At 69.0% G+C, this 23,512-nt stretch carries 27 protein-coding genes, 1 pseudogene and 1 riboswitch; of the genes and pseudogenes, 20 read left to right on the top strand and 8 right to left on the bottom strand.

Annotated elements, in window-relative coordinates:
• Positions 1–71 precede the first annotated feature (71 nt).
• Positions 72–371, bottom strand: a complete 300-nt coding sequence (locus ACPV3N_RS09065) for a hypothetical protein (protein ID WP_440116815.1) — start codon at positions 369–371, stop codon at positions 72–74.
• 47 nt (positions 372–418) lie between these two features.
• A riboswitch (SAM-I-IV-variant riboswitch) is annotated at positions 419–521 on the bottom strand.
• Positions 522–627: 106 nt separating this feature from the next.
• Positions 628–2,427: a DUF885 domain-containing protein gene (locus ACPV3N_RS09060; protein ID WP_440116813.1), complete on the bottom strand. Its 1,800-nt coding sequence runs from the start codon at positions 2,425–2,427 to the stop codon at positions 628–630.
• 121 nt (positions 2,428–2,548) lie between these two features.
• On the opposite strand from ACPV3N_RS09060, the gene ACPV3N_RS09055 reads away from it, so the two are divergent.
• The 11 genes and pseudogenes from ACPV3N_RS09055 (at position 2,549) to ACPV3N_RS09005 (ending at position 11,832) form a co-directional block, all read left to right on the top strand.
• Positions 2,549–2,941 carry a hypothetical protein gene (locus tag ACPV3N_RS09055; protein WP_440116811.1) on the top strand — a complete coding sequence of 131 codons (393 nt, stop codon included), beginning with the start codon at positions 2,549–2,551 and terminating at the stop codon, positions 2,939–2,941.
• A gap of 79 nt (positions 2,942–3,020) precedes the next feature.
• Positions 3,021–3,515, top strand: a complete 495-nt coding sequence (locus tag ACPV3N_RS09050) for an MmcB family DNA repair protein (protein ID WP_440116809.1) — start codon at positions 3,021–3,023, stop codon at positions 3,513–3,515.
• A gap of 49 nt (positions 3,516–3,564) precedes the next feature.
• Positions 3,565–4,278, top strand: a complete 714-nt coding sequence (locus ACPV3N_RS09045) for a sterol desaturase family protein (protein ID WP_440116807.1) — start codon at positions 3,565–3,567, stop codon at positions 4,276–4,278.
• Positions 4,279–4,295: 17 nt separating this feature from the next.
• Positions 4,296–4,697, top strand: coding sequence for a DUF2141 domain-containing protein (locus ACPV3N_RS09040; protein WP_440116805.1), 402 nt, complete (start codon positions 4,296–4,298; stop codon positions 4,695–4,697).
• A 141-nt stretch (positions 4,698–4,838) separates the two neighbouring features.
• On the top strand, positions 4,839–6,647 hold the full coding sequence (locus tag ACPV3N_RS09035; protein ID WP_440116803.1) for a PAS domain-containing protein: 1,809 nt from the start codon (positions 4,839–4,841) through the stop codon (positions 6,645–6,647).
• A gap of 59 nt (positions 6,648–6,706) precedes the next feature.
• A complete protein-coding gene (locus tag ACPV3N_RS09030) occupies positions 6,707–7,810 on the top strand; it encodes a phosphatase domain-containing protein (RefSeq protein WP_440116801.1) in 1,104 nt (367 codons plus the stop codon).
• Positions 7,807–8,199 (top strand): annotated as a pseudogene (locus ACPV3N_RS09025) (alpha/beta hydrolase); the annotation flags it as partial. The gene ACPV3N_RS09030 and the pseudogene ACPV3N_RS09025, both read left to right, overlap by 4 nt.
• Positions 8,200–8,215: 16 nt before the next feature.
• Complete coding sequence (locus ACPV3N_RS09020) at positions 8,216–8,770, top strand: alpha/beta hydrolase (protein WP_440116799.1); 555 nt, start codon at positions 8,216–8,218, stop codon at positions 8,768–8,770.
• Positions 8,771–8,783: 13 nt separating this feature from the next.
• Complete coding sequence (locus ACPV3N_RS09015; protein WP_440116797.1) at positions 8,784–10,136, top strand: M48 family metalloprotease; 1,353 nt, start codon at positions 8,784–8,786, stop codon at positions 10,134–10,136.
• An 11-nt stretch (positions 10,137–10,147) separates the two neighbouring features.
• Positions 10,148–10,852: a DsbA family protein gene (locus tag ACPV3N_RS09010; RefSeq protein ID WP_440116795.1), complete on the top strand. Its 705-nt coding sequence runs from the start codon at positions 10,148–10,150 to the stop codon at positions 10,850–10,852.
• Positions 10,849–11,832: a PDZ domain-containing protein gene (locus ACPV3N_RS09005; RefSeq protein WP_440116793.1), complete on the top strand. Its 984-nt coding sequence runs from the start codon at positions 10,849–10,851 to the stop codon at positions 11,830–11,832. Before ACPV3N_RS09010 ends, ACPV3N_RS09005 begins: the two co-directional genes overlap by 4 nt.
• Here ACPV3N_RS09005 and ACPV3N_RS09000 read toward each other — a convergent pair.
• A complete protein-coding gene (locus tag ACPV3N_RS09000; protein WP_440116791.1) occupies positions 11,829–12,452 on the bottom strand; it encodes an HD domain-containing protein in 624 nt (207 codons plus the stop codon). The two genes, ACPV3N_RS09005 and ACPV3N_RS09000, sit on opposite strands and share 4 nt — an antisense overlap.
• A 99-nt stretch (positions 12,453–12,551) precedes the next feature.
• Between ACPV3N_RS09000 and ACPV3N_RS08995 the strand changes: the two genes are divergently transcribed.
• From ACPV3N_RS08995 to ACPV3N_RS08975, 5 genes are read left to right on the top strand one after another with little or no spacing between them, the layout of a single operon-like run.
• Positions 12,552–13,760, top strand: a complete 1,209-nt coding sequence (locus ACPV3N_RS08995; protein ID WP_440116789.1) for a sensor histidine kinase — start codon at positions 12,552–12,554, stop codon at positions 13,758–13,760.
• A complete protein-coding gene (locus ACPV3N_RS08990) occupies positions 13,757–14,560 on the top strand; it encodes a LytR/AlgR family response regulator transcription factor (protein WP_440116787.1) in 804 nt (267 codons plus the stop codon). The genes ACPV3N_RS08995 and ACPV3N_RS08990 overlap by 4 nt, the downstream gene beginning before the upstream one ends.
• On the top strand, positions 14,550–15,419 hold the full coding sequence (gene nadC, locus ACPV3N_RS08985; protein ID WP_440116785.1) for a carboxylating nicotinate-nucleotide diphosphorylase: 870 nt from the start codon (positions 14,550–14,552) through the stop codon (positions 15,417–15,419). The genes ACPV3N_RS08990 and nadC overlap by 11 nt, the downstream gene beginning before the upstream one ends.
• Positions 15,416–15,838 carry a hypothetical protein gene (locus ACPV3N_RS08980; RefSeq protein ID WP_440116783.1) on the top strand — a complete coding sequence of 141 codons (423 nt, stop codon included), beginning with the start codon at positions 15,416–15,418 and terminating at the stop codon, positions 15,836–15,838. Before nadC ends, ACPV3N_RS08980 begins: the two co-directional genes overlap by 4 nt.
• Before the next feature lie 19 nt (positions 15,839–15,857).
• Positions 15,858–16,523 (top strand): ribonuclease T2 family protein, encoded by a 666-nt coding sequence (locus tag ACPV3N_RS08975; RefSeq protein ID WP_440116781.1) that lies wholly within the window; start codon positions 15,858–15,860, stop codon positions 16,521–16,523.
• On the opposite strand, the gene tadA is transcribed toward ACPV3N_RS08975, so the two are convergent.
• On the bottom strand, positions 16,520–16,975 hold the full coding sequence (gene tadA, locus ACPV3N_RS08970) for a tRNA adenosine(34) deaminase TadA (RefSeq protein ID WP_440116779.1): 456 nt from the start codon (positions 16,973–16,975) through the stop codon (positions 16,520–16,522). The two genes, ACPV3N_RS08975 and tadA, sit on opposite strands and share 4 nt — an antisense overlap.
• Positions 16,976–17,071: 96 nt before the next feature.
• On the opposite strand from tadA, the gene rpmB reads away from it, so the two are divergent.
• Positions 17,072–17,362 (top strand): 50S ribosomal protein L28, encoded by a 291-nt coding sequence (gene rpmB / locus ACPV3N_RS08965; protein WP_440116777.1) that lies wholly within the window; start codon positions 17,072–17,074, stop codon positions 17,360–17,362.
• A 74-nt stretch (positions 17,363–17,436) separates the two neighbouring features.
• Here rpmB and ACPV3N_RS08960 read toward each other — a convergent pair whose 3' ends face one another.
• The 3 genes from ACPV3N_RS08960 to xseA are packed head-to-tail and all read right to left on the bottom strand — an operon-like array spanning position 17,437 to position 19,955.
• Positions 17,437–18,327 (bottom strand): M23 family metallopeptidase, encoded by an 891-nt coding sequence (locus ACPV3N_RS08960; RefSeq protein WP_440116775.1) that lies wholly within the window; start codon positions 18,325–18,327, stop codon positions 17,437–17,439.
• Positions 18,324–18,524 (bottom strand): DUF2093 domain-containing protein, encoded by a 201-nt coding sequence (locus ACPV3N_RS08955; RefSeq protein WP_440116773.1) that lies wholly within the window; start codon positions 18,522–18,524, stop codon positions 18,324–18,326. Before ACPV3N_RS08955 ends, ACPV3N_RS08960 begins: the two co-directional genes overlap by 4 nt.
• A gap of 24 nt (positions 18,525–18,548) precedes the next feature.
• The gene (gene xseA, locus ACPV3N_RS08950; protein ID WP_440116771.1) at positions 18,549–19,955 is read right to left on the bottom strand and encodes an exodeoxyribonuclease VII large subunit; all 1,407 of its coding nucleotides are present in this window, start codon (positions 19,953–19,955) and stop codon (positions 18,549–18,551) included.
• Between xseA and purD the strand changes: the two genes are divergently transcribed.
• Positions 19,954–21,261, top strand: a complete 1,308-nt coding sequence (purD, locus tag ACPV3N_RS08945) for a phosphoribosylamine--glycine ligase (RefSeq protein WP_440116769.1) — start codon at positions 19,954–19,956, stop codon at positions 21,259–21,261. The two genes, xseA and purD, sit on opposite strands and share 2 nt — an antisense overlap.
• Here the strand turns inward: purD and ACPV3N_RS08940 are convergent.
• The gene (locus ACPV3N_RS08940; protein WP_440117512.1) at positions 21,258–22,196 is read right to left on the bottom strand and encodes an adenosine kinase; all 939 of its coding nucleotides are present in this window, start codon (positions 22,194–22,196) and stop codon (positions 21,258–21,260) included. The genes purD and ACPV3N_RS08940 overlap by 4 nt on opposite strands.
• A 185-nt stretch (positions 22,197–22,381) precedes the next feature.
• Between ACPV3N_RS08940 and ACPV3N_RS08935 the strand changes: the two genes are divergently transcribed.
• A complete protein-coding gene (locus tag ACPV3N_RS08935; protein ID WP_440116767.1) occupies positions 22,382–23,065 on the top strand; it encodes an EI24 domain-containing protein in 684 nt (227 codons plus the stop codon).
• Positions 23,062–23,478: a hypothetical protein gene (locus tag ACPV3N_RS08930; RefSeq protein ID WP_440116765.1), complete on the top strand. Its 417-nt coding sequence runs from the start codon at positions 23,062–23,064 to the stop codon at positions 23,476–23,478. Before ACPV3N_RS08935 ends, ACPV3N_RS08930 begins: the two co-directional genes overlap by 4 nt.
• The last annotated feature ends 34 nt before the right edge of the window (positions 23,479–23,512 follow it).

The following is a 23,512-nucleotide window of genomic DNA, read 5'->3' as shown; positions in this document are numbered from 1 at the left end:
CAGCGGGCAGGCCGCGGTACCGGTTCGCTTCGGATCGGACAATTCTTTCGCGAGGTTCAGCGAACCCGGCGTCATCCCTCCACACCGATGGCAATCGATTCCGCAACCCGGTGCTCTGCAAGCGATTCGACGCTTGCGCCCGAATCCAACCTCACGAAGCGGTCGGCGGCATAATGGTTGTGCCGCCATTCGGCGAGCACGAGTGTCGTCGCGAGCCGCCGATCCGGGAAGTCGCTTCGCCCCACGGCGCGGACGAGGTTGATGCTGCCCGCCCGGGGTCCGTGATCGACGTATTCGCCCGTTGCCCGATCGCGCCAGCGGCCGTGCTTGATGCACAGCGCCAGATCGCCCGGTTTCCAGTAACAATCCATGTGCCTTTACTCCCTTGCGATAGGAGTTCGGTCACGCGCACGAGGAAATAACACCGCTTGGTTGCCATCGGCCGCATCCTCATCGCGAGAGCCACCTTGCCCGGTTTGGCAGGTTGGCGAGGGCGACACGCCCCACTCCTGATGCCCCTTCGTTAGACCACGACGGCGCGGCAGGGGTCAACAGGGCAGTTCATCGCGGCAGCGAACCGGCATCGGGCGGCCGATGGAGCGCAAGGCGCGTTCGCCCCGGCTTCCCTCACTCGCCCCGGGTGGCGGCTATCCAGGCGTCGACGTTTTCCTCGAGGATCGACAGCGGCACGGGTCCGCTCGCCAGCACGACTTCGTGGAACGCGCGAATGTCGAACGCGGGGCCGAGTTCGCGGCGGGCCTCCTCGCGCAGTTCCATGATCTTGAGCTTGCCGATCATGTAGGCGGTCGCCTGCCCAGGATAGACCACGTAGCGTTCGATCGCCTTGCGGATGTCTCCATCGGGATTGGGCGTGTTCTGCTTGAGGTAATCGATCGCCTGTTCCCGGCTCCAGCGCTTGGAGTGGATGCCGGTGTCGACCACCAGTCGCGCGGCGCGCCAGAGTTCCATCCCCAGCCTGCCGAAGTCCGAGTAGGGATCGGTATAGAACCCCATGTCCTTGCCCAGTTCCTCGGCATAAAGACCCCAACCCTCGGTATAGGCGGTCACCCCGCCGAACCGCCGGAAGGCCGGAATGTCGTCGCCCAGCTCGGTCTGGACCGCGCGCTGGAGATGATGGCCCGGCAGCCCTTCGTGGTAGTACAGCGCCTCGAGCTCGTTGCGGCTCATGTCCTCGAGCCGGTAGAGGTTGACGTAATAGGTGCCCGGCCGCGACCCGTCGGGTGCCGGGCTCTGGTAGAACGCCTTCCCGGCGCTCTGTTCGCGAAACGCCTCCACCGGCTTGACCACCAGCGGCGCCCTGGGGAGCGTCAGGAAATACCGGGGCAGGACCGGTTCGATCCTGTCCTGCACCGCCTTGACCGCGGCGAGGTAGTCCTCGCGCGTCTTGAAGAAGAACTTCGGATCGGTCCGGGCGTGCTCGAAGAATTGCTGGAGCGTGCCGGCGAAGCCGACCTGTCGCATGATCGCGCGCATCTCGCCGTGAATCCTCGCCACCTCGCGCAGGCCGATATCGTGGATCTGGTCCGCGGTAAGGTCGGTCGTGGTGTAGTTGGCGAGCAGCGCGTCGTAATACGCGCGCCCCTCGGGAAAGCGCCACACCCCGTCGTCGGTGCCCGCGATCGCCTGCTGGCGCTTCATCTCCGAAAGGAGGCGCTCGTACGCGGGCCGCGCAGAGGCGGTCCAGGCAGCCTGCGCGCGTGCCTCGAGCGCGGTCTTGTCGGCCTGCGGGATCGCGAGCTTGCCGACCTTGCCCGCAAAGTCGGTCAGCACCGCGTTGCCGGTGCCCGCGGTCAGCAGGTTCTCGATATCGGAGATGACATAGGGGTAGACCCAGCGCGGCGGCATGACCCCGCTGGCGGCACGCTCGCGCGATTCGGCGGTCAGCGTGTCGAGCACCGGACCGAGGCCCGCGATCCGCTCGATGTAGGCTTCAGCCTGGTCGCGGTCCGAAACCGAGTGAATGTTGATGAGGAATGCCGGCAGGTCGCTCTGCGCGCCGTTCATCTGGTCGAACACGTACCCGTATTCGCGGAACGGATAGGACCGCGCGCTGCGCTTCGCCATTGCGTCGAACAGGCGGTAGCTGAGCGCGTCGTCAGCGGAGAGCGAGGCCGGTGAATAGGCCGCGCGCATCCGCTCGGCGGTCGACTGGAGAAGGTCCTGCTGCGCCGCTGCGCCCGCGTCGGAGAAATCACCCCACTTGCCGTAATCCTCGTCGCGGATTCCGCGATAGGCCTTCGATTGGGGAGACAGCTCGAGCTGGCGCCGGTCATAGGCGTCGAACAGCGCGTCGATGTTGCCGGCTTCGGCCCCGGCGGAGGCCCCGGTGCTGGCCACCGGCTCGCGCTGTGCGCTGCAAGCGGCAAGCGCCAGTGCGGCAAGCGAGATGACCGTGATGCGACCCATGCGTGAATTCCTCATTGCGAGCGTTGTCGGCAGCGGCCTTGGCGCAGAGTCGCGGGCTTTTCCACCCTTCGCGTCCGCATTAGCGATTTGGCAAGCGACTCGGGTTAACGAACGGGTCACGATGAACGCGATCCCGACCGATTTGGCCCGTGCAGACGGCGTGGTGCCGCGTCCCCTGGCATCGATGGACGCGCAGTGGACCGCGCTACAGGACGCGGCCAACGCGGTCGCCACGCTCGCCGGGCTGGTCTCGGAGAGCCCGAGCACCGAGGTTCGCGACTTTCCTTCGGCGATCGCCGAAGCCGGCGGCTGGCGGCTGGAACTGGCTGCGAACGGCCTGGCCGATCTTGCGGCGATGATGACTCCTGGCGTCAGGGCACTGCTCGCCGTGTCGGCGCGCGGACAGGACCCGGTTCCCGCCGCGCTGACGCTATGGCGCGAATATCACCGGGCACGCGCCGCGCTGCTTGCGCTGGTGCCCCGCCGCGAGCCGCCCGGCCAGACCGGGCGCTAGCGGCGCGGCAGGACCTGGCGGCGACCGGACACGTGCCCGCCGCCTTGACCGGGTTCCCTTTTCGTTCCAGGCAGGGGCGATGGCCGATTCGTCCGCTCTCGCCCCTGCAGCCGACCGTCACGACGCGATCGCCGTCGCGCGCGGGATCTGCCGGCTGTTCGCGCGCAACGACATCTGGTGCCTTGCTGAAATGCCCCTGCGCAACGGGCGCCGCGCCGACCTCATGGGCGTCGATCCCAAGGGACGGATCGTGATCGTCGAGATCAAGGTCAGCCGCGCCGATCTCGTCGGCGACGGCAAGTGGCCCGACTACCTCGACTTCTGCGACCGTTTCTACTGGGGCGTGCCACCGGGGATCGACCGCACGATCCTCGACGGGTTCGACTTCCAGCCCGATTGCTGCGGGGTGATCGTGGCCGATGGCTACGACGCCGAGATCGTCCGCCCCGCGCCCAGCCACCCGCTCGCCGCCGCGCGCCGGAAGGTCGAGGTCGAGCGGCTGGCCCGCGCCGCGCTGCGCCGTCAGGTCGTGTCCGCCGACCCGCATTGCGCGCCGTGGGGTCAGGGCATCTAGTCCGGGTCATCTGGCAATTGGCCGGCCTCGCGCGTAGACCCGCGCGGCGATGCTGCTGACCGTCATCCTCTCCGCGCTGGCGATGACCGCGATCGTCGCCGTGCGCTATCTCGTCACGAGCGGAGCGTTCGCATGGGCCACGTCGCGCGTGCGGCCCGGGCAGTACTCCGGGCTCGGCGCGCAGATCCGCCGGGAGATCGGCTGGTCGCTCGCTTCGGCGGCGGTCTATGGCCTTCCCGCAGGGGTCGTCGCGTGGGGCTGGCAGGAACGCGGATGGACCCGGATCTATTCGGACTGGGCTGATTGGCCCTTGTGGTACCTGCCGGTCAGCGTCCTCGTCTATCTCGCCGCGCACGATACCTGGTTCTACTGGACGCACCGGTGGATGCATCGGCCGCAGCCGTTCAAGGCCATGCACGCGGTCCACCACGCCAGTCGCCCGCCAACTGCGTGGGCGGCGATGAGTTTCCACCCCTGGGAAGCCGTGACCGGCGCGGTGGTGATCCCGGCGCTCGTCTTCCTGGTGCCCATCCACGTCGCGATGCTCGGCGTCGTGCTCGCGGTCATGACCGTGATGGGCGTGACCAATCACATGGGATGGGAGATGTTTCCCCGGCGGCTCGTTCATTCCAAGTTGGGCGGATGGCTGATAACCGCCAGCCACCATCAACGGCATCACGATCTCTACCAATGCAATTACGGGCTGTATTTTCGTTTCTGGGACCGGCTTTGCGGAACCGATCGCGGGCTGGCGCAGCCCTGACGCTCGGTGCCGCAGCGATGTTGCTCGGGGCGGCCGCGCCGTCCCCGACCGTGACCGTATCGGTCACGCACCTGCGGTCGGACAAGGGCGTGGTGCGCGCCTGCATGACCACCGATGCAGCGCGTTTTCCCAAGTGCGCGGGCGATCCGCAGTCCCATCGCGCGATCGTCCCGGCGAGCGAGGGCGGCGTTACGCTCACCTTCAAGGGCGTGACTCCGGGGCGGTATGCGATCGCGCTGCTTCATGACGAGAACGCCAACGGCAAGGCCGACCGCGCGATGGGGATGATGCCCCGGGAAGGGTTCGGGTTCTCGCGCGACGCGCCCGTACGGATGGCGCCTCCGGCGTTTGCCGACGCGGCCTTCCCGGTGAGCAACGAGGATCTGAGTCTCACCATCCGGATGCGCTACATCCTGTAAACTTCGCGGCCGCGACAGCGCGGCTGGCGCGAAAAACCTCGCGACGCACTTAACGGGATGTTTACCACGCCCCGGCAAAACCGGTCCCGATCGCAACGGGCGCGCACTGGCGCACCTGTGCAACGGGGGTAGCGACAAGCGATGGACAACCTGCGGGGATATCTGGGAGCAGCCGATTTCGGCGGCGAAGGGACCGATTACGGGCCTGGCGACGACGAGGCCGGTAACGAGCCGCCGCCCAGCCCGGTGGGCCAGGACGAGCGTCGGATGCAGGTGCGTGCCTACAACCACTGGGCGAGCCTGCTCGCGGACCGCAACTTTCCCTCGATCGAGGACCTCGAGCCCGATGCCCTGCCCGATTTCGGGCCCCATTCGGTGCTGCTCGACTTTACGAACGGGATCGAGGACCCCGCGATCCGATTCCTCGGCGATCAGCTGGCCGAGGAATGCGACATCGCTGGAGCGATCGACAAGCTGAGCGACGTCCCGCACCGTTCGCTGCTGACGCGCATCACCGATCACTACATGCAGATCCTGGCGAACCAGGCGCCGATCGGGTTCGAAGCCGAATTCGTCAACCAGCGCGGAGCCACGATCCTCTATCGCGGGATCCTGCTGCCGTTCTCGAGCGACGACGACACGATCGACTTCATCTACGGCGTGATCAACTGGAAGCAGATGGCCGATCAGCTGACCAGCGACGAGCTGCTGCTCGAGATCGACCAGGCGCTCGAGGCGGACGATGGCCGCCCGCACCGCGCCGACCCGGTTACCGACTGGGCAGACGGTCCCGGCGCGGACACGCCGGGAGAGGCTGGCGCCCCCCCCGTTCGGCTCGACGCCCCGTCGCCGCTCGCGATCAAGCCGGCCCCCGCCGATCCCTTTCCGCAACCCGCTTTCGGAAACGACGACGGTGCCGACGAGGACGAGGACGCCGACCTCTACGAGGCGATCGAGGCCGTCGACGACGAGCCGGAAGGCCCCAGCCGCTTCGCGTCGCTGCTGGGCCTCGGCGGCGGAGCCGGAGTTGCCAGCGGGTTCGACGAGGACGACGAGGAGGATTACGACGCCGACGAGGACCCGGTGGCCAAGTGGCTCAACCGGCCGACGCCGCTCGGTGCGCTCCCGGATGTCGCCTTCGGCGAGGACGAAGGCGACGCCGCCATCCCGCACCTGGTTGCCCGACCCACGCAGCCGTCCGAGCCCGATCCGGCGGAGGGTATCGACGATGCCCGGGACGAGCCGTTCGAGCTGAACGAGGAAGTGGCCGAAGATGCCGCCAGGCCGGTCACCGTCGAGGCAGCGCAAGGTCCAGCCGATGCGGCAGAAGCGGTGGTTTCCGGACCTGCCGACACGGGCGGCCTCTACGATTGCCTGGCCGAGGCGCGCGAACTCGCGCTTGCGGCGCGGAGCTGCGAGGATCGCAGCCGCACCGCCCTTTATGCCGCGGTGGGCCGCGCCTACGATGTCAGCCTTGCAGCAGAGGCCGAGCCCGCGGAGTTCGCCGAGCTCATCGCCGATAGCGGGCTGACGATGCAGGACCGCGCGCCGATGACCCCGGTGGTCAAACTGGTTTTCGGCGCCGACTACGACAAGACGCGCCTCACCGAATATGCCGCCGTCCTCACCCACGCACACCGCCTCGGTATCGAACGGGGCGCGCTCGCCGGCTTCCTCGGGCAGGCCGAGGGGGGACTCAAGGGCGTGGTCCAGGCCGAGCGCGCGCTGCGCCGGGCCGACGAAGGCGACGAAACCGCGCGGGAGACCCCGCGCGAGGCGCTGGCACGCAAGCTGCGCGAAATCGCGCCGCTCGGCTTCGAGGACATTGCGCAGGAGGGCGAGGAATTCGCGCTGGTGATGATCCGCCGGGTGGACGGTGAGGTGGTCGTGCTGGGCGAAATCGCCGATGCCGCCCTCGTCGAGAAGGCAGCCAGGAAGCTCGTCGCTTGAACGTGCGCGTTCGTAGATAGGGGTTTAATCGGGCCGCGCCGCTCGCTAGCGCGGAGCGAATGGCTCTTTTCGACCGTGCGCCCGTCCGGATACAGCCCTATTTCGGCTATCGCAGCGCTACGCGGCTGACGATCTCGGCACGCGCGATGCGCATCGCGCAGCCGCATCGTGCGCGGTTCGAGAAACGCGGCCGGCTGAACGCGGTGCGCACGATGCTCGCCCAGTTCGCCTCGCGCGAGGTGCCTGGCCTCGCCGTCCGGCTCGAACTCAAAAGCCCGTCCGGCACGACGATCGACCGTCAGGCCGTGACCGACCGGGAAGGCTACGTCCATTTCGACGTGCCGCTTGACCCTGCCTGGCCGCTCGAGAGCGATCCGGCGTGGGAGGTCGCCTGCTTCCACTGGCTGACCGTAGAGGGCGCGCAGTGCATCGACGGTTACGTCCTCGCCCCAGGGACGGCGACGCACCTCGCCGTGATTTCCGACATCGACGACACGATTGTCGAGACCGGGATAACCGGAGGCCTGCGGTCGGTTGCGAAGAACTGGCGCCGCGTGCTGGCGGAACTGCCCGACGAGCGGATCGCGGTGCCCGGTGCGGACAGCTTCTATGGCGCGCTGGGCGGCGGGCTGGTGCTCGCGAGACCCGGAGGAGCGGGAACCCACTACCGCGCGACGCATCGGCCGTTCTTCTACATCTCGTCGTCTCCGTGGAACCTGTTCTCCTACCTTGTCGCGTTCCAGCAAAGCCGCGGACTTCCGCTGGGGCCGCTGCTGCTGCGCGACTGGGGCCTCGATCGCGCGACCTTCGGCTCGGCCAGCCACGGGGCGCACAAGCGCGCATCGCTCGACAAGTTGCTGGCGTTCTATCCGGACCTGCGCTTCGCGCTGATCGGCGACGATACGCAGGGAGACCTTCCCGCCTATGCCGATACGGTGCAGGCCAACCCAGGCCGGATCGCCGCGGTGTTCATCCGCACCGGGTCAGGACCGCTTTCTCCGGAGGAGATCGCCGGCAAGGCGCTGATCGAGGCGTCCGGAGTGCCGCTATGGCTGGGCGATGATTTCGCCAGCGGCAACGCGTTCCTGCGCACGATCGGGATATCCACCACCGGCGAGACCGCGCAGATCGTGAAAACGGTTCGCAAGGAAGGCGGGGAATGAGCGGAAAGGGATGGTTGATGGGTCTTGCGCTCGCGCTGGGACTGCTCGCACTGGCGGGCTTCGGACTGTGGCGCTGGGCGGTTGCGCAGGGCTCGGCGGCGACGCTCGAGTGGATCGACGCGCGTTTCGGTCGCGAAACCGGCATTCGCCTCGCGGCCGCGGGCGATTACGGTTCCGCCACCAACCAGAACGTCGAATTATGGGTGCCCGAGGGTGCCGCGCCCCCAGGCGGATGGCCGCTCGCCGTGTTCGTCCACGGCGGCGGATGGCACTCGGGAGCGACCGCCGATTACCGGTTCGTGGCGCGCACGCTGGGTGAAGCGGGCTTTGCGACCGCGCTGGTCGGGTATCGACTGGTGCAGGACGGTGGCCGCTTTCCGGCCATGCTCGAAGACACCGCCGCCGGTGTGCGCTGGACGCTGGGCCACGCGGCGGCGAAGAACGCGGACCGACCGGATCGCGCTCCTGGGCCATTCGGCGGGTGCCTACAACGTTCTCATGCTCGCGCTCGATCCGCGCTGGCTGGCCGGTGCGGGGGTGCCCGAGGCCGCGATCGGCGGCGTGGCGAGCCTCGCCGGCCCAGCCGATTTCTATCCCTTCACCAGCGATTCGGCGCGCAACGCGCTCGGCCACGCGGCCGAGCCCGAACTGACCCAGCCGGTCCACCATGTTCGGGCTGATGCTCCGCCGATCTTTCTTCTCCACGGTACCGCGGACGACGTGGTGAGGGTCCGCAACTCGCGCAGCCTCGCGGAAGCGATCCGCAGGGCGGGCGGCCCGGTCGAGACACATGAGTACGACGGCATGGGCCACGCCGGAATCGTGATGGGGCTGTCGAAGCCCTTCGCACAAGGCGGCGCGGTGCGCGATCCGCTGGTCCGCTTCCTGCGTGACGCGACCGCACCCGCCACCGGATCGAAGTCGACGGCTTCAGTTCCGGTTCAGCGGCAGACCCGCTAGACCGGACGCGTTCATGCGCTTTTTCTCCCGCCTGCTCGCCGTCTTCGCAGCCCTGTCGCTGACCGCGCAACCGGCCGTGGCGCAATCGATCCTGCGCGATGCCGAGACAGAGGCCCTGCTGCAGGACCTGACCGATCCGCTGGCCGAAGCGGCGGGCCTGGGCAGGGGCAGCGTCGAGGTCGTCCTCGTCGGCGACCGGCGTCTCAACGCCTTCGTCGCGGGCGGGCAGGCGGTCTACATCCACTCGGGCCTGATCGAGGCCGCCGACACCGCCGAAGAAGTGCAGGGGGTGATCGCGCACGAGATCGGCCACATCACCGGCGGCCACGTCGTCAATTCGAGCGGCGCGAGCGAGGCGACGGGGATTTCGGTCCTGTCGATGGTACTCGCCGCCGCCGCGGCGGCCGCGGGAGCGGGCGAGGCCGCAATGGGCGTGATGATGGCCGGTCAGCGGGCGGCGCTCGGCAAGTACCTCGCGTTCAGCCGGATGCAGGAGAGTTCGGCCGACGCGGCGGGTGCCGAATACCTGTCGAAGGCGGGCCTGTCGGGACGCGGCAGCCTCGCCTTCTTCAAGAAACTGCAGAACCTGGAGTTCCGGTACGGGCTCAACCCCACCGACGATGATGCGTTCGTATCGACGCACCCGCTGTCGGGCGACCGTATCGCGCGGCTGACTGAGGTCTATCGGGCGGACCCGGCGTGGTCGAAGCCGGCGGACCCCGCCATCCAGGCGCGCTTCGAACTCGTGAAGGCCAAGCTGGTCGGCTACATCGACGAGCCGAAGAAGACCCTGCGGAAGTATCCCGAGACCGACACCAGCCTTCCCGCCCGCTATGCGCGCGCCTATGCCTTCCACAAGGACGCGCTTGTCGAGCGGTCGCTGGCCGAGACCCGGGCGCTGATCGCCGCGCAGCCCGACAACCCCTACTTCCTCGAACTCGAGGGCCAGGTGCTGCTCGAATCCGGGCGGCCCGCCGATGCGATCGCGCCGCTGCGCAAGGCCACTGCAGCGACGAACAACCAGCCACTGATCGCCGCCACCTTCGGTCACGCGCTGATCGCAACCGAGGACCCGGACCATTACGCGGAGGCGCGGACCGTGCTCCGCGCGGCCGTGGCGCGCGACCGGTTCAATCCGTTCGCCTGGTACCAGCTTGGCGTTATTTACGCCGCCGAAGGCGACATGCCGCGCGCGCGGCTGGCAAGCGCCGAGCAGCAGGCGATGACCGGCCGGTTCGGCGACGCGCTCCGCAGCGCTCAGGCGGCCCTCGCCGGGCTCGAGAGGGGAACGCCTGACTGGATCAGGGCGCAGGATATCGAGTTGCACGCACGCGCCGAGCTTGAACGCGCCGCCAAGCGCAAGTAGCCCCGTTCGCGATGAACCGTCTTCTCGCGCTCCTCCCCGTCGCGCTCGTCGCGCTCGTGTCCGGCTTTCTCGGCGCCTGGCTGTTCTCGGTTTCGGGACTGGGCGGAGCCGCGACGCGCGACTGGCTGCTCGCGCATCCGGAAATCCTTCCGGAGATGGTCGAGATCTACCAGGCGAACGAGGCGGGCGAACGGCTCGCCGGCGTGTCCGACGAAGTGCAACGCCCCTTTCCGGGCGCGGTTCTGGGCAACCCGGAAGGGACCGTCACGCTGGTCGAATTCACCGACTACGGGTGCACCTTCTGCCGGCAATCGGTTGCCGACGTGAAGGCGCTCGTCGCCGCGAACCCCGATCTGCGCGTGGTGATGCGCGAGTGGCCGATCTTCGAAGGCAGCGAAGCCGCTGCTCGCATGGCCCTCGCCGCAGCCCGGCAGGGCAAATACGCCGCCTTCCACGACGCGATGTTCGCCCATGGCCCGCCGAGCGACAGGGCAATCGAGATTGCCGCAGAGGCCGCCGGGCTCGACATGGACGCGGCCCGTGCGTTCGCCGCCTCGCGGGCGGCCGATTTCGAGCTTGCCCGGAACCGCGAACTTGCGCGGCAGATCGGCTTCGACGGGACACCGAGCTGGGTCGCGGGGACCAGGGTGTTCGCCGGCGCGGTCGGGCGGGAAAAGCTGGCCGAGGCGGTCGAGGCCGCGCGTACGGGCGCTTGACCGGGCGCGCCGCCCGGGCCGCGTTGCTGGCGCTGGCGTTCGCGCTGGGGTCGGCGCTCCCGGGGGCCGCCGCGCTGGCCGGGGTCGCCGAGGACCGCGCGAGCCTGCTGCAGCTTCAACGCGACGATCTTCGCCTCCAGGCGATCGGCTGGAAGCTTGCCGCGGGCAACGCGCGGTTCTGCAATCCCGTGCCCTCGATCGGGCTGCTGCTGCAGGACATGGCGAGCTTTCCCGCGCCCGGCCGGATGCGCGCGGCGGCGGGGATCGCGGGCGATGTCGCGGTGCAGGCGGTCGTCCCGGGAACGCCCGCCGCGGCGGCCGGTCTTGCGGCGGGCGACGAGATCGTCGCCATCGACGGCGAGGCAATGGCCGCGCTGCCCCCGGCGAAGGCCGGTACCTGGCAGCGGCTCGCCGGGCTCAACGACAGGCTCGAGGCGGCGCTGGCGCGGGACGGCGCGGTACGGATCGCATGGCGCGGGCAGGACGGTTCGGTGCGGGAGGCGGCGATTGCCGGCCTGCCCGCGTGCCGCTCCCGGTTCGAGCTGGTCGACGGAGGCGGCAAGGCGCTCGCCGACGGGCAGCGCGTGCTGATCGGCCGCAGGTTCGCCGGCACAGGCTATTCCGAGGATCTGTTCGCCGCCGCGGTCGCGCACGAGCTGGCGCACAACCTGCTCGGCCACCGCGCCTGGCTCAAGGCCGTCGGCCGCAAGCGCAAGACCATCCGCGTGACCGAACGCGAGGCCGACCGCCTGATGCCCTGGCTCCTCGCCAACGCGGGCTATGATCCGGCGGCCGCGGCGGAGTTCTTCGAGCGATGGGGTCCCGCGCACGGGGGGTGGATCTTCCGCGCCCGCACTCACGACGGGTGGGACGAGCGTGCCGGGTTCGTGCGCGACGAACTGCCGCAAATCCTGGCGCTCATGGCAAGCGATGGCAGCGCCGATTGGCGCGCGCATTTCCGCCGGGAAACGGGCGACTAGGCCGCTTCGGCGGCCTTTGCGTAGAGCGAGTTCAGCGGGCGGGCCATCACCCTGCGAACCATTGGCTCGAAGAACTCGAGGGATTCGCTGTCGTAGTCGGGGTCGAACGCGGCTTGGTCGTACTTTTCGCAGAACTCGGCGCAGGCGTCGAAGAAGGGGTGGTCGCGGAACTGCTCACGCGATTCGCGGTCCATGCCGAGGTAGTGAAAGTAGTAATAGCCCTGGAAATGACCGTGGTTCTGGCAGATCCAGTGCACTTCATCGGACACGAACGGCTTGATGATCGACGCGGCGACCTCGGGGTGGTTGTAGGTGCCCAGCGTGTCGCCGATGTCGTGAAGCAGCGCCATGACGACATAGGCCTCGTCGCGCCCGTCGCGGTGCGCGCGGGTCGCGGTCTGGAGCGAATGCTCGAGCCGGCACACGGGGAAGCCTCCGAAATCGCCGTCGAGGAGCCTGAGGTGATCGAGCACCCGGTCGGGCAGGCCGCGCGCGAACTGCATGTATTCGCCGCCGATGATCGCCCAGTCTTCCTGGGTCCCCTCCTTCATCTGGCGAAATTTCGCGCGCTCGGCCGCGCCGTGCGCCATTTCGGCCAGGGTTTCCTCGGTCCCGCTCATCGATGGTCTCTCCTCTGGCGGCCGGTTTACCCCATCGCCGCCCCCGATGGCAAAACTTGTCTGACGCGGACCCGGAACTAGTTTAGGGGAGAACCCGCGATGCCGATGATGCTGCCCTTCCGCCCCGCGCCGTTCTTCGACAACAAGAACGCCGCCTTCTGGAACCTGCAGTTCGCGGGCTGGGGCGGGGTGCTGGTGCTGCGGTCGATGTCCGCGCTTGCCAACCAGCAGCCGTGGGACCTGCTGCTCGTCGTGCTGGTGCAGGTCATCACCGGGTTCGCCATCAGCCTGATCCTGAGCGTGATCTACGGCCAGCTCATCCAGCGTCGCCCGGTGGTGACGTGGACCATGTCGGCACTGGTGCTCGCTGGCGCCGTGGCGATCTATGCAGCGATCGATTCTTGGCTGCAGGGCATCTATTACTCAGGCATCCGCGACATGACCTTCGCGCAGCGGATCGTCGGGCTGGTGTTCCTCGACGGCACCCTGCTCGGCGCGTGGTCGGCGCTCTATTACGCGATCAATTTCTTCCTCCAGGTCGAGGAGCAGGCCGACCGGCTCGAGAGGCTCGAGGCGCAGGCGACCAGCGCACAGCTCGCAATGCTGCGGTACCAGCTCAACCCCCACTTCCTGTTTAACACGCTGAACTCGATCTCGACGCTGGTGCTGCTCAAACAGACCGAGCCGGCTAACGCGATGCTCACCCGCCTGTCGGCATTCCTGCGCCACACTCTCGTCAGCGAACCGGGCAGCAAGGTCACCGTCGCACAGGAGGTCGAGACGCTGCAGCTGTACCTGGGGATCGAGCGGATGCGCTTCGAGGAACGCCTGCGCACCGAGTTCCGCGTCGACCCGGAGGCGGCGAACGCCTGCCTGCCGTCGATGCTGCTCCAGCCGCTGGTCGAGAACGCCATCAAGTATGCCGTCAGCCCGCAGGAAGAAGGCGCCTGCATCTCGCTCACCGCGCAACTCGTCGGACGGCGGCTGCGCGTCGCCGTGTCGGATACCGGCCCGGGCTTGCGCGAGGGAGCGCCCCGCGCCAGCTATCCGAACTCTCTTGCGGGCGTGGGCAGGACGGTGTCGACCGGCGTCGGCCTTGCCAACATCCGCGACCGTCTTGCCCAGGCCTATGGTGAGGACCACCGCTTCGAAATCCGCAATCCGCCCGAAGGCGGTTTCACCGTGATCATCGAGATCCCGTACGAACCTGCCGAGAAGGTGGAACCGGCCCGCGCGGCGAAACCCGCGCCGGCCGAACCCGTTAACGCCCCGCGGCCCGAGCCGCGATCGATTGGAACAGCCGCATGACCATCCGCACCCTGATCGTCGACGACGAGAAGCTCGCCATCCAGGGCCTCCAGCTCCGTCTCGACAAGTTCGACGACGTCGAAGTGATCGGCACCTGCGCCAATGGCCGCGAGGCGATCCGGTCAATCAAGACCGAAAAGCCCGACCTCGTCTTCCTCGACATCCAGATGCCCGGGTTCGACGGGTTCAGCGTAGTCAAGGGCGTGATGGAGATCGAGCCCCCGCTGTTCGTCTTCGTCACGGCGTTCGAGGAGCACGCAATCCGCGCGTTCGAGGCCAACGCGGTCAATTACCTGATGAAGCCGGTCGACGAGGACAAGCTCGCCGATACGGTGGAGCGGGTGCGCCAGCGCCTTGCCGAGAAGCGCAGCGCCGACGAGGCTGAGAAGCTCAAGAACGTGCTGAGCGAGGTTGCCCCCGACGCGGCGCAGGAATTCGCCGCCGACGAGGCTCCGGGCGAAAGCGCCGACCGCTACGAGAAGCTCATCAACATCAAGGACCGCGGCCAGATCTTCCGCGTCGAGATCGATTCGATCGAGCACATCGAGGCCGCCGGCGACTACATGGTCATCTCCACCGGCAACAACAGCCTCGTTCTGCGCGAGACGATGAAGGACCTCGAGCGCCGCCTCGATCCGCGCACCTTCCAGCGCGTTCACCGCTCGACGATCGTGAACCTCAACCAGGTCCGCCAGGTGCGCCCGCACACGAACGGCGAATGCTTTCTGGTGCTCGAGAGTGGCGCCGAAGTGAAGGTGAGCCGCAGCTACCGCGACGTCGTAGCCCGCTTTGTCCACTGAAGGCTGGCATCTCGAGGGGTTCGACCTCGACCGTTTCGTGCGCGACACGCTGGCGGAGGACCTCGGCGTGGGAGTGCCGGGCGGCGGACGCGACGTCACCAGCGAGAGCGTGATCCCGGCCGGCGCGCGGTTTTCGGGCGTGATGGACAGCCGCGATGCGATCGTCGTCGCGGGGCTTCCGGTTGCCGAGGCGTTTTTCCGTGCACTCGATCCGGACATCGAGATCGAACTGCTGGCAGACGAAGGTGACGAAGTCTCGCCGGGAACCGACCTCATGCGCCTTGCCGGCGACGCCCGCGCGATGCTCACCGCCGAGCGCAGCGCGCTCAACACGGTGCAGCATCTGTCGGGAATCGCCACGTTAACCCGCGAATACGTGCGCGCGATGGACAATCCCGCCTGCACGCTGCTCGACACGCGCAAGACGATCCCCGGCCTGCGCCATCTCGAGAAATACGCCACCCGCATGGGCGGTGCGGCGAATCACCGGCTGGGCCTGTGGGACGCCGCGATGATCAAGGACAACCACGTCCTCGTCGCCGGCAGCGTCGAGGAAGCAGTGCGCCGTGCGGTCGATGCGGGGATCGGCGAGATCATCTGCGAAGTCGACCGGATCGACCAGATCGAGCCCGCGATAGTGGCGGGGGCCACCCGGCTGCTGCTCGACAACATGGACCCGCCCACATTGCGCGAAGCAGTCCGGCAGGTCGCGGGCCGCGTGCCGACCGAGGCGAGCGGCGGGATCAACCTCGACACGATCCGCGCCAAGGCGGCGACCGGCGTCGACTACGTCTCGGTCGGCCGCCTGACGCAGAGCGCGCCAGCCGCCGACATCGGGCTGGACTTCACCCCGCTGTGAGAGCGCGTAAGGGTCAGCGGCCGTGGCCGATCCGGGCCTTCGCGGTCCTGTTCGCGGGCGCCGCGCTGCTGAGCTTTGCCGACGGAATGGCGGAACTGGCCGACCCCGCGCTGCCGCGCGCGATCCGCGACGGGACCATCATCGGATCGAGCGTGCGGTTGACGATCGCGCTGATGACCACGGGCCTCGTGTGGTTCTTCGCGCTACGCCTTGCGCGCTGGCTGGTGCCGGCGTTCCTCCTTGCAAAGGCGGCGTGGGCCGTTGCAATCGTGCTGGAGGCCGGCACCGCCGACTTCGTTTCGGCGACCTGGCTTGCCGCGATGGCTCTCGGCCTCGTCGCGGCGACCATGCTCTTCCTGCCGTCGGCGAATGCGTGGTTCTCGAAAGCGGGCGAACTCGATACTGCGACTTTCGACTAGCCTTGCCGCCCTGTGCGCGGTGGCCGCCGCCCCGGCAGTGGCGCAGGCCTACCAGTGCCGCGTTCCCCAGGGCGTGCAGGTCCCGCAGGTGCGCCCCGATGGACCTGCGCGCAACGTACCGGTCACCGGCTATACCCTGGCGCTGAGCTGGGCGCCCGAGTTCTGCAAGGGCCGCGAGACGAGGCGCGCGGATGCCATGCAGTGCTCGGGCCGGAGCGGACGCTTCGGGCTAGTCGTCCATGGCCTGTGGCCGGAAGGCCGCGCAGGATGGCCGCAGTGGTGCCCGAACCCGCGCAGGCCATCGCCCGCCGAGGTTCGCCGCAACCTGTGCATGATGCCCTCGGCGCGGATGCAGGCGAAGGAATGGGCCAAGCACGGCGCCTGCATGGTGCGAGCGCCGCGGACCTACTTCCGGGTGACCCGTATTCTCTGGGACAGCCTCCGCCTGCCCGATCTCGACCGGCTGTCGAAGGAGGATGGCCTCACGGCGGGCCAACTGCGCGACGCCTGGATCCGTGCCAACCCGGCCTGGCCGCGCGAATCTGTCGGCGTGAAGCTCAACCGGCGCGGGTGGCTCGAGGAACTGCGGCTCTGCTACGGGCGGAACTTCATGCCGGAGGCGTGCGACCGGCGGCGCACCGGCGCCCGCGACAGTGCACCGATGAAGATCTGGCGCGGCCTCTAGCGGCGTTGGCGAAAGAAACCGCGCAGCAGTTCCGCGGCTTCCGCCTCTCCCACGCCGCTCACCACCTCGGGCCTATGGAGCGCCTGTGGGTGGTCGAACACCCGCGCGCCGTGGGCGACCGCCCCGCCCTTCGGATCGGGCGCGGCATAGACGAGGCGGGCGATTCGCGCGTGCACGAGCGCGCCGGCGCACATCGCGCACGGTTCGAGCGTCACGAACATCTCGCAGTCGGTCAGCCGCTCGTTTTCGAGCACCTTGGCAGCCATCCGGATCGCGGCGATTTCCGCGTGCGCGGTGGGGTCATGATCGGCGCGCGGGGCGTTGCGACCTTCGCCCACGACGCGCCCTGCCTTGACGATGACCGCGCCGATCGGCACCTCGCCGGCCTCGGCCGCCGCCTGTGCGAGCGCGAGCGCACGTTTCATCGGTTCGGGCAGCGGCCATCTGGTCACCCGTTGCCCCTAGCAGGTGCTTGACGATTCGCGAGTGCCTCGCTAAGCGCGCGCCTTTCCCGGCACTGCCGTCACAGCTTATCGAAGAGATTTGTCATGTCCCGCATCTGCGAACTCACCGGCAAGGGCCGCCAGGTCGGCCACAACGTGAGCCACGCCAACAACAAGACCAAGAAGGTCTTCCTGCCGAACCTGCAGAACGTTACGCTGATGAGCGAGAAGCTCGACCGCAGCTTCAAGTTCCGCGTGTCGACCCAGGGCCTTCGCTCGGTCGAGCACAACGGCGGGCTCGATGCGTGGCTGCTCAAGACCAGCGACGACAAGCTCTCGGCGGGCGCGCTCAAGGTGAAGCGCGAGCTGAAGAAGGCCGACAAGGCCGCCGCCTGATTCGCGTTCAGGCTGGCCGAAAGGGCGCGCGAGACTTCGGTCCGCGCGCCCTTTTCGCATATGGGGCCGGACCGTTATTGCGGCGGCAGGAACAGCAGCGGGTCGAGACGCGCGCCCTGCCATTCGAGCGACCAGTGCAGGTGCGGCCCCGTGGCCCGGCCGGTCGCACCGACATGGCCGAGCAGCTGGCCCTGTCTGACCCGATCACCTTCCTTCACTGCGAGCGACCGCGAATGCAGGAACGCGCTGTTGAGCCCGCCCCCGTGGTCGATCATCAGCAGGTTGCCCTCGAGCGAGAAGGGGCTCGTCGCGGCCAGCACCACGACCCCGTCCGCTGGCGCGACGTAGGGCGTGCCGCCACCCGGCGCGATATCGAGCCCCGAGTGGTACGAACCGGGTTCGCCGCGGTAGACCCGCTGTGACCCGAACCGGCCTGAAATGCGCCCCTTGACCGGCCAGGCGAACGGCTGGGTCCAGCCCCCGACATCGTGGTCCATCTCCCGCGCGGCGCGAATGCGCGCGAGTTCGGGGCGGCGGATGCGCAGGAACGCCTCGGTCGGTCCGCTGGGCAGGCGAGCAGCGTCGATGTGCTCGATGTTCCATTCGCGCGGGGCGATCGTCAGCGGGCTCTTCACCTCGCGCCCGTCGGCCAGCCGGGCCACCAGTGTCGCGGAGGGGCCCGCGTCGCGGTCGAACGCGGCGAAGAAACGGCCCTGCGGGTCCAGCCTCAACGATGTGCCGTTGAGGGTGGCTGTACGGGTGCCGGCGGGCGCCTGGCCGCGAATCCAGCCGCCCTGGGTCAGCTGGCCGTCGAAAACGAAGGTGGTCGGGCCGGAGGGGGTGGGCGTGGGCGCTGGCTGGCGCACCGGCTGCACGACCGCCGCGCTCTCGGGCGCGGGCGGCGCGCCTGCGGGCACGCAGGCGGAAAGAACCAGCGGGACGATCGCGACCGGACGCGTGTTCACTCGGGGAGCAGCCTCCGCGTGGCGTGCTGCGCGCTGGCGTAGGCTTCCTGGCGTTCGACGCTCCAGTAGCGCAGTTCCTCGAGCGGTACCGCCGCGCCGCTGGCCGCGCAGACGACGTGGTTGCCGGGCCGCATCACGCGGAATCCGTTGGGGCCATAGATCAGCTCTGCCGCTCGATCGCTCGAATTCATCAACATGGAGCGGGTCCTACCATTTCGCGTTCAACCGAACAAATCGTCCTGCCGGGCAGGCGGTTCCTTCTGCCGCGCCGCCGATCCCCCGGCGGGCCTGCGGCGCGCCCCGGCAAGCGGCGCAACTTCGAGCGGGCCGTCGCGAAACCGCAGCGTGAGCGCGGACTCCCCCCTCGCGGCGCCTGCATCGGTCAGCGTGCGGCCATCGGGGCCGGTCACGCGGACGTAGCCGCGCTGGAGCACCGCGTCCGGGTCGAGCGAGGCCATCAGCCGCACGCTCGCCGCCAGCCGGTCCCGGCCCCGTTCGAGCCGGTGCCTGAGAAGGGAGGGCGACAGTCGCGCGCGATCGCGGCCGAGCGCCTCGCGCGCCTGGGCCGCGCGATCGCGCAGGCCCTGGCGCAGCCGCCCGGCAAGTTCATCGAGCTTCTGTGCCTGGGGCGCGAGCAACGCCTCGATCCGCGGCATCCGGCGCACCCGCGCGTCGAGCCGCTCGCGGCCCAGTTCGACGGGACGCAGCGCGCAACGCTGCTTGCGCGCCGCGAAGTCCGCGAGCGCGTTCGCCAGATCGCGCCGCACCGGAACCGCGATCTCGGCGGCGGCAGTCGGAGTCGGCGCACGGCGATCGGCGGCGAAATCGGCGAGCGTGGTATCGGTCTCGTGCCCGACCGCGCTGATCGTGGGGATCGGACACGCGGCGATCGCGCGGACCACGACTTCCTCGTTGAAGCACCACAGGTCCTCGATCGACCCGCCGCCACGCGCGACGATCAGCAGATCGGGACGCAGGCCGTGCCCGTCGGGAAGGGCCGAGAACCCGCGTATCGCGGAGGCAACCTGGTCCGCTGCGCCCTGCCCCTGTACGAGCACCGGCCAGACGACGACCCGGCTCGGAAAGCGGTCGGCGAGACGATGGAGGATGTCGCGGATTACTGCGCCGGTCGGCGAGGTGACCACCCCGATCGTCCCCGGAAGGTAGGGCAAGGGCCGCTTGCGCGCGGGATCGAACAGGCCTTCTGCCGCGAGCCGCTGGCGGGTCTTCTCGAGCAGCGCGAGCAGCGCGCCTTCGCCGGCAAGCTCGAGGCTGTCGATCACCACCTGGTATTTCGAGCGGCCCGGATAGGTCGTCAGCTTGCCGCTCGCGACGACCTCCAGCCCGTCCTCGGGTACGAAGGCCAGCCGCTCGGCGCTGCCGCGCCACATGACCCCGTCGATCACCGCCTTGTCGTCCTTGAGGCAGCAATAAAGGTGGCCCGACGCGGCGCGCTTCACGCCCGACAACTCACCGCGCAGGCGCACGAAGCCGAATCGGTCCTCGACCGTCCGCTTCAGGATGTTCGACAGCTCGGACACGCTGAGCGGCTCGGCGTTGTCCCCGGCGCGCCCCTTCGCTACCAGCCCCGCTCGGTCACCATCATCGTCGAGATCGGGAGCGGGCATGAACATCCTTTTGCTGGGCAGCGGCGGGCGCGAACATGCGCTGGCGTGGAAGCTCGCGCAATCCCGGCTGCTGTCGAACGAGGGAGATAGGCTGTACGCGGCGCCGGGCAACCCGGGCATCGCGCAGCACGCCGACCTCGTGTCGCTTGATGCGTCGGATCACGATGCGGTCGCGCTGTTCTGCGAGGACCGCCGCATCGGTCTCGTGGTCATCGGCCCGGAGGCGCCGCTCGTCGAAGGGCTCGCAGATACGCTGCGCGCCCACGGCGTCGACGTGTTCGGCCCCGGCAGGGCGGCGGCGCAGCTGGAAGGGAGCAAGGGCTTCACCAAGGACCTGTGCAGGAAGGCGGGCATTCCCACGGCGGGTTACGTGCGGGCGACCTCGCTCGCCAACGCGACCGCCGCTCTCGAGAACTTCACGCCCCCCTACGTGCTCAAGGCCGACGGCCTTGCCGCAGGCAAGGGGGTGGTGATCGCCGATACCCGCGAGGAAGCCGAGGCCGCGCTCGCGGACATGTTCGGCGGCGGGTTTGGAGAGGCCGGCGCCGAAGTCGTGATCGAGGAGTACATGGACGGCGAGGAGGTCAGCTTCTTCGCGCTCACCGACGGTGCCAGCGTGCTGGCGTTTGGCAGCGCGCAGGACCACAAGCGCGTGGGCGAAGGCGATACCGGCCCCAACACCGGCGGGATGGGCGCCTATTCCCCGGCGCGCGTGCTGACCCCGCTGCTGCGCGGCGAGGTGATCGAGCGGATCATCGCCCCCACCGTGCGCGCGCTGGCGGACGCGGGAACGCCGTATTCGGGCGTGCTGTTCGCGGGCCTGATGCTGACGAGCGAAGGCCCGAAGCTGGTCGAATACAACTGCCGCTTCGGCGACCCCGAATGCCAGGCCCTGATGATGCGGCTGGAGGACGACCTTGGCGAGCTGCTGCTCGCCTGTGCGCAGAACCGCCTGTCACGCGTCCAGCCGGTCAAGATGCGCAAGGAAGTCGCGCTGACCGTGGTGATGGCGGCCGAGGGCTACCCCGGAACGCCGGCCAAGGGCGGCGCGATCAAACTGGGCAAGGCCGAGGCGGACGGAGCGAAAGTGTTCCACGCGGGCACGGCGCAGTCTTCCGGCGACCTCGTCGCCAGCGGCGGCCGTGTGCTCGGCGTCACTGCGACGGGCACGACCGTGCGCGATGCGCAGGCCAGCGCCTACGCCGCGGTCGATGCGATCGATGCGCCAAGCCTCTTCTGCCGCCGGGACATCGGCTGGCGCGAAGCGGCGCGCGAAGCGGAAGGGTCCCCGGCCCCTGCCGCCTAGTCCAGCTTCTCGGCCATCAGCGCCCTGAGGTCAGCCTCGGGCCGTGCACCGTAGTGGCTGATGATCTCCGAAGCGCACAGCGAACCGCGCCGAAGGCAGGTTTCGAGCGGCTCGCCGTTGACGTGGCCATAGAGGAAGCCAGCGGCAAACAGATCGCCCGCGCCGGTGGTATCGACGACCGTGGTCGGCTCGGCATCGGTGCGCGCGCGTTCGCCTCCGCGCACGGCGACCGCGCCGTCGGCGCTGCAGGTCACCACCAGCGTCGGCACCTTGCCGTTCAACGCCGCGATTCCGTCGTCGAGGTCGTTCTTGCCCGTCAGCGCGGCCAGCTCCGTATGGTTGGCGAACAGGATATCGATCAGGCCCTCGTCGATCAGCGCACGGAAATCGTCGCCGTGGCGGTCGATCACGAAGACCTCGGACAGGGTGAAGGCGACCTCGCGGCCGGCATTGCGGGCGGCCGCGATCGCGCGGCGCATCGCGGCGCGCGGTTCTTCCGGGTCCCACAAGTAGCCTTCGAGATAGAGGACCTTCGCCGCGGCGATCGCGCTCTCGTCGAGCGCGGCGGCCGGCAGGAACTGGCTGGCCCCGAGGAAGGTGTTCATCGTCCGCTGCGCGTCGGGGGTGACGAAGATGAGGCACTGGGCGGTCGGCGGCTCGGCGTCTCGCGCGGGGGTGTCGAAATCGATCCCGCCGGCGCGGATGTCGTGTGCGAAGACCTTGCCGAACTGGTCGTCGGCGACCTGGCCGATGAACGCGCACTTCGCGCCGAGCGCAGCCAGCCCGGCGAGCGTGTTCGCCGCCGATCCGCCCGAGATTTCCTTCGCCGGCCCCATCGCGTCGTAGAGCCGGGCCGCGCCCTCGGCATCGACCAGAGTCATCCCGCCCTTGTTGAGCGCGAGCCGCTCGATCGTCGCGTCGTCGCACGCGGCCATCACGTCGACGATGGCGTTGCCGATCGCGATGACATCGTAACGCGTCTCGGTGCGGGTATCGGTCACTCGGGTATCCTTGGGTTGCGAAGTCGAAAATCCCGGCGCGCCTAGCGGCTTGCGCGCCCGAGGCCAAGCGGCAGGAGGTGGTTGCCCTCAGGCAACGAGGCGCTAGGGCTGAAAGGGACATGACCCGGGTCGCCCATGCCTTTGCGCTCGCACTTGGCCAGCTCGGCGACCGCCGCGTGCTCGCGGTGCTCGCCAAGAGCATCGCGGTGACGCTGGCGATCGTCCTCGTGGCGGGCGGCGCGGGCCTTTACGCGCTCTATCGCTGGCTCGTCTCGCTCGACGTGGCCTTCAGCACCGAACTGTCGGCACTAGCCGCCGTGGTGCTCACGGTTCTTGCCGGGTGGCTCGGGTTTCGCATCGTCGCACTGGCGGTGCTGCAGTTCTTCGCCGACGACGTGGTGCGCGCGGTGGAGGTTCGGCACTATCCCGCCGAGGCGGCAAAGGCGCGCGACCTCACGTTCGCCGAGGACGCCCGCAACGCTGCGCGCGCGATGGTGCGCGTCGTGATCGTCAATGCTCTGGCGCTTCCGGTTGCGATCGTGCTGCTGGCGACCGGGATCGGGACGCCGATCCTGTTCTGGGCGGTCAACGGCTGGCTGCTCGGGCGCGAGCTCGTGGACATGGTCTGGCTTCGCCACCGGGCAGATCCCGGCGACGGCCCACCGCTCTCCGGCTTGACACGCTTCGCGCTTGGCGGGATCGTTTCGGCGCTCCTGCTGGTGCCGTTCGTCAACCTGCTCGCCCCGGTGCTGGGCGCCGCGGCGGCAACGCACCTCGTCCATCGCCGGAAACCGAACACGTGAAACACCTCGCCATTTTCCTGCCGCTAGCGCTGGCGGCCTGCGCGTCGGGGACCGCCGTTCCTGTTGCATCGACCCCCGCGCCAACCCGGGTCGCGGGCGTCCCGGCGACCCGGCCAGCGCCCCCACCCGCCGCCGGCTTCCGTTCCGCGAAGATCATGAACCTGCCCGGTGTCGAAGGCGTGATCGGCGCCGACGAGGCCGCGCTCCAGCGGCAGTTCGGCGCGCCCCGGCTGAATGTGTGGGAGGGCGATGCCCGCAAGTTGCAGTTCTCGGGCGAGGCGTGCGTGCTCGACGTTTACCTGTACCCGCCAAGCCCCGGCGCGAAGCCCACCGCGACCTACGTCGATGCGCGCCGCGCCAGCGACGGGCTCGACGTCGACCGCGCGGCGTGTGTCCGGGCACTGAGGCGGTAACGGCGGGTCAGGACAGCCGCGGGCGGCGCTCCTC

It is taken from the genome of Tsuneonella sediminis (genome assembly GCF_051912845.1).
Taxonomy (GTDB): domain Bacteria; phylum Pseudomonadota; class Alphaproteobacteria; order Sphingomonadales; family Sphingomonadaceae; genus Tsuneonella; species Tsuneonella sediminis.
The sequence above is the reverse complement of the archived record's forward strand: the minus strand, read 5'-3'. Positions and strand labels throughout refer to the sequence as shown.

Bases quoted from the DNA above. Each gene is read 5' to 3' on its own strand.
- ACPV3N_RS08935 (WP_440116767.1), top strand. From the start codon at position 22,382: ATGACCCGGGTCGCCCATGCCTTTGCGCTCGCACTTGGCCAGCTCGGC.
- ACPV3N_RS09045 (WP_440116807.1), top strand. From the start codon at position 3,565: ATGCTGCTGACCGTCATCCTCTCCGCGCTGGCGATGACCGCGATCGTC.
- ACPV3N_RS09000 (WP_440116791.1), bottom strand. From the start codon at position 12,452: ATGAGCGGGACCGAGGAAACCCTGGCCGAAATGGCGCACGGCGCGGCC.
- ACPV3N_RS08940 (WP_440117512.1), bottom strand. From the start codon at position 22,196: ATGGCCGCGTGCGACGACGCGACGATCGAGCGGCTCGCGCTCAACAAG.
- ACPV3N_RS09060 (WP_440116813.1), bottom strand. From the start codon at position 2,427: ATGGGTCGCATCACGGTCATCTCGCTTGCCGCACTGGCGCTTGCCGCT.
- ACPV3N_RS09010 (WP_440116795.1), top strand. From the start codon at position 10,148: ATGAACCGTCTTCTCGCGCTCCTCCCCGTCGCGCTCGTCGCGCTCGTG.
- ACPV3N_RS08995 (WP_440116789.1), top strand. From the start codon at position 12,552: ATGCCGATGATGCTGCCCTTCCGCCCCGCGCCGTTCTTCGACAACAAG.
- rpmB (WP_440116777.1), top strand. From the start codon at position 17,072: ATGTCCCGCATCTGCGAACTCACCGGCAAGGGCCGCCAGGTCGGCCAC.
- ACPV3N_RS09015 (WP_440116797.1), top strand. From the start codon at position 8,784: ATGCGCTTTTTCTCCCGCCTGCTCGCCGTCTTCGCAGCCCTGTCGCTG.
- ACPV3N_RS08990 (WP_440116787.1), top strand. From the start codon at position 13,757: ATGACCATCCGCACCCTGATCGTCGACGACGAGAAGCTCGCCATCCAG.
- ACPV3N_RS09055 (WP_440116811.1), top strand. From the start codon at position 2,549: ATGAACGCGATCCCGACCGATTTGGCCCGTGCAGACGGCGTGGTGCCG.
- ACPV3N_RS09030 (WP_440116801.1), top strand. From the start codon at position 6,707: ATGGCTCTTTTCGACCGTGCGCCCGTCCGGATACAGCCCTATTTCGGC.
- ACPV3N_RS09050 (WP_440116809.1), top strand. From the start codon at position 3,021: ATGGCCGATTCGTCCGCTCTCGCCCCTGCAGCCGACCGTCACGACGCG.
- xseA (WP_440116771.1), bottom strand. From the start codon at position 19,955: ATGCCCGCTCCCGATCTCGACGATGATGGTGACCGAGCGGGGCTGGTA.
- ACPV3N_RS08955 (WP_440116773.1), bottom strand. From the start codon at position 18,524: ATGTTGATGAATTCGAGCGATCGAGCGGCAGAGCTGATCTATGGCCCC.
- purD (WP_440116769.1), top strand. From the start codon at position 19,954: ATGAACATCCTTTTGCTGGGCAGCGGCGGGCGCGAACATGCGCTGGCG.
- ACPV3N_RS09065 (WP_440116815.1), bottom strand. From the start codon at position 371: ATGGATTGTTACTGGAAACCGGGCGATCTGGCGCTGTGCATCAAGCAC.
- ACPV3N_RS09035 (WP_440116803.1), top strand. From the start codon at position 4,839: ATGGACAACCTGCGGGGATATCTGGGAGCAGCCGATTTCGGCGGCGAA.
- ACPV3N_RS09040 (WP_440116805.1), top strand. From the start codon at position 4,296: ATGTTGCTCGGGGCGGCCGCGCCGTCCCCGACCGTGACCGTATCGGTC.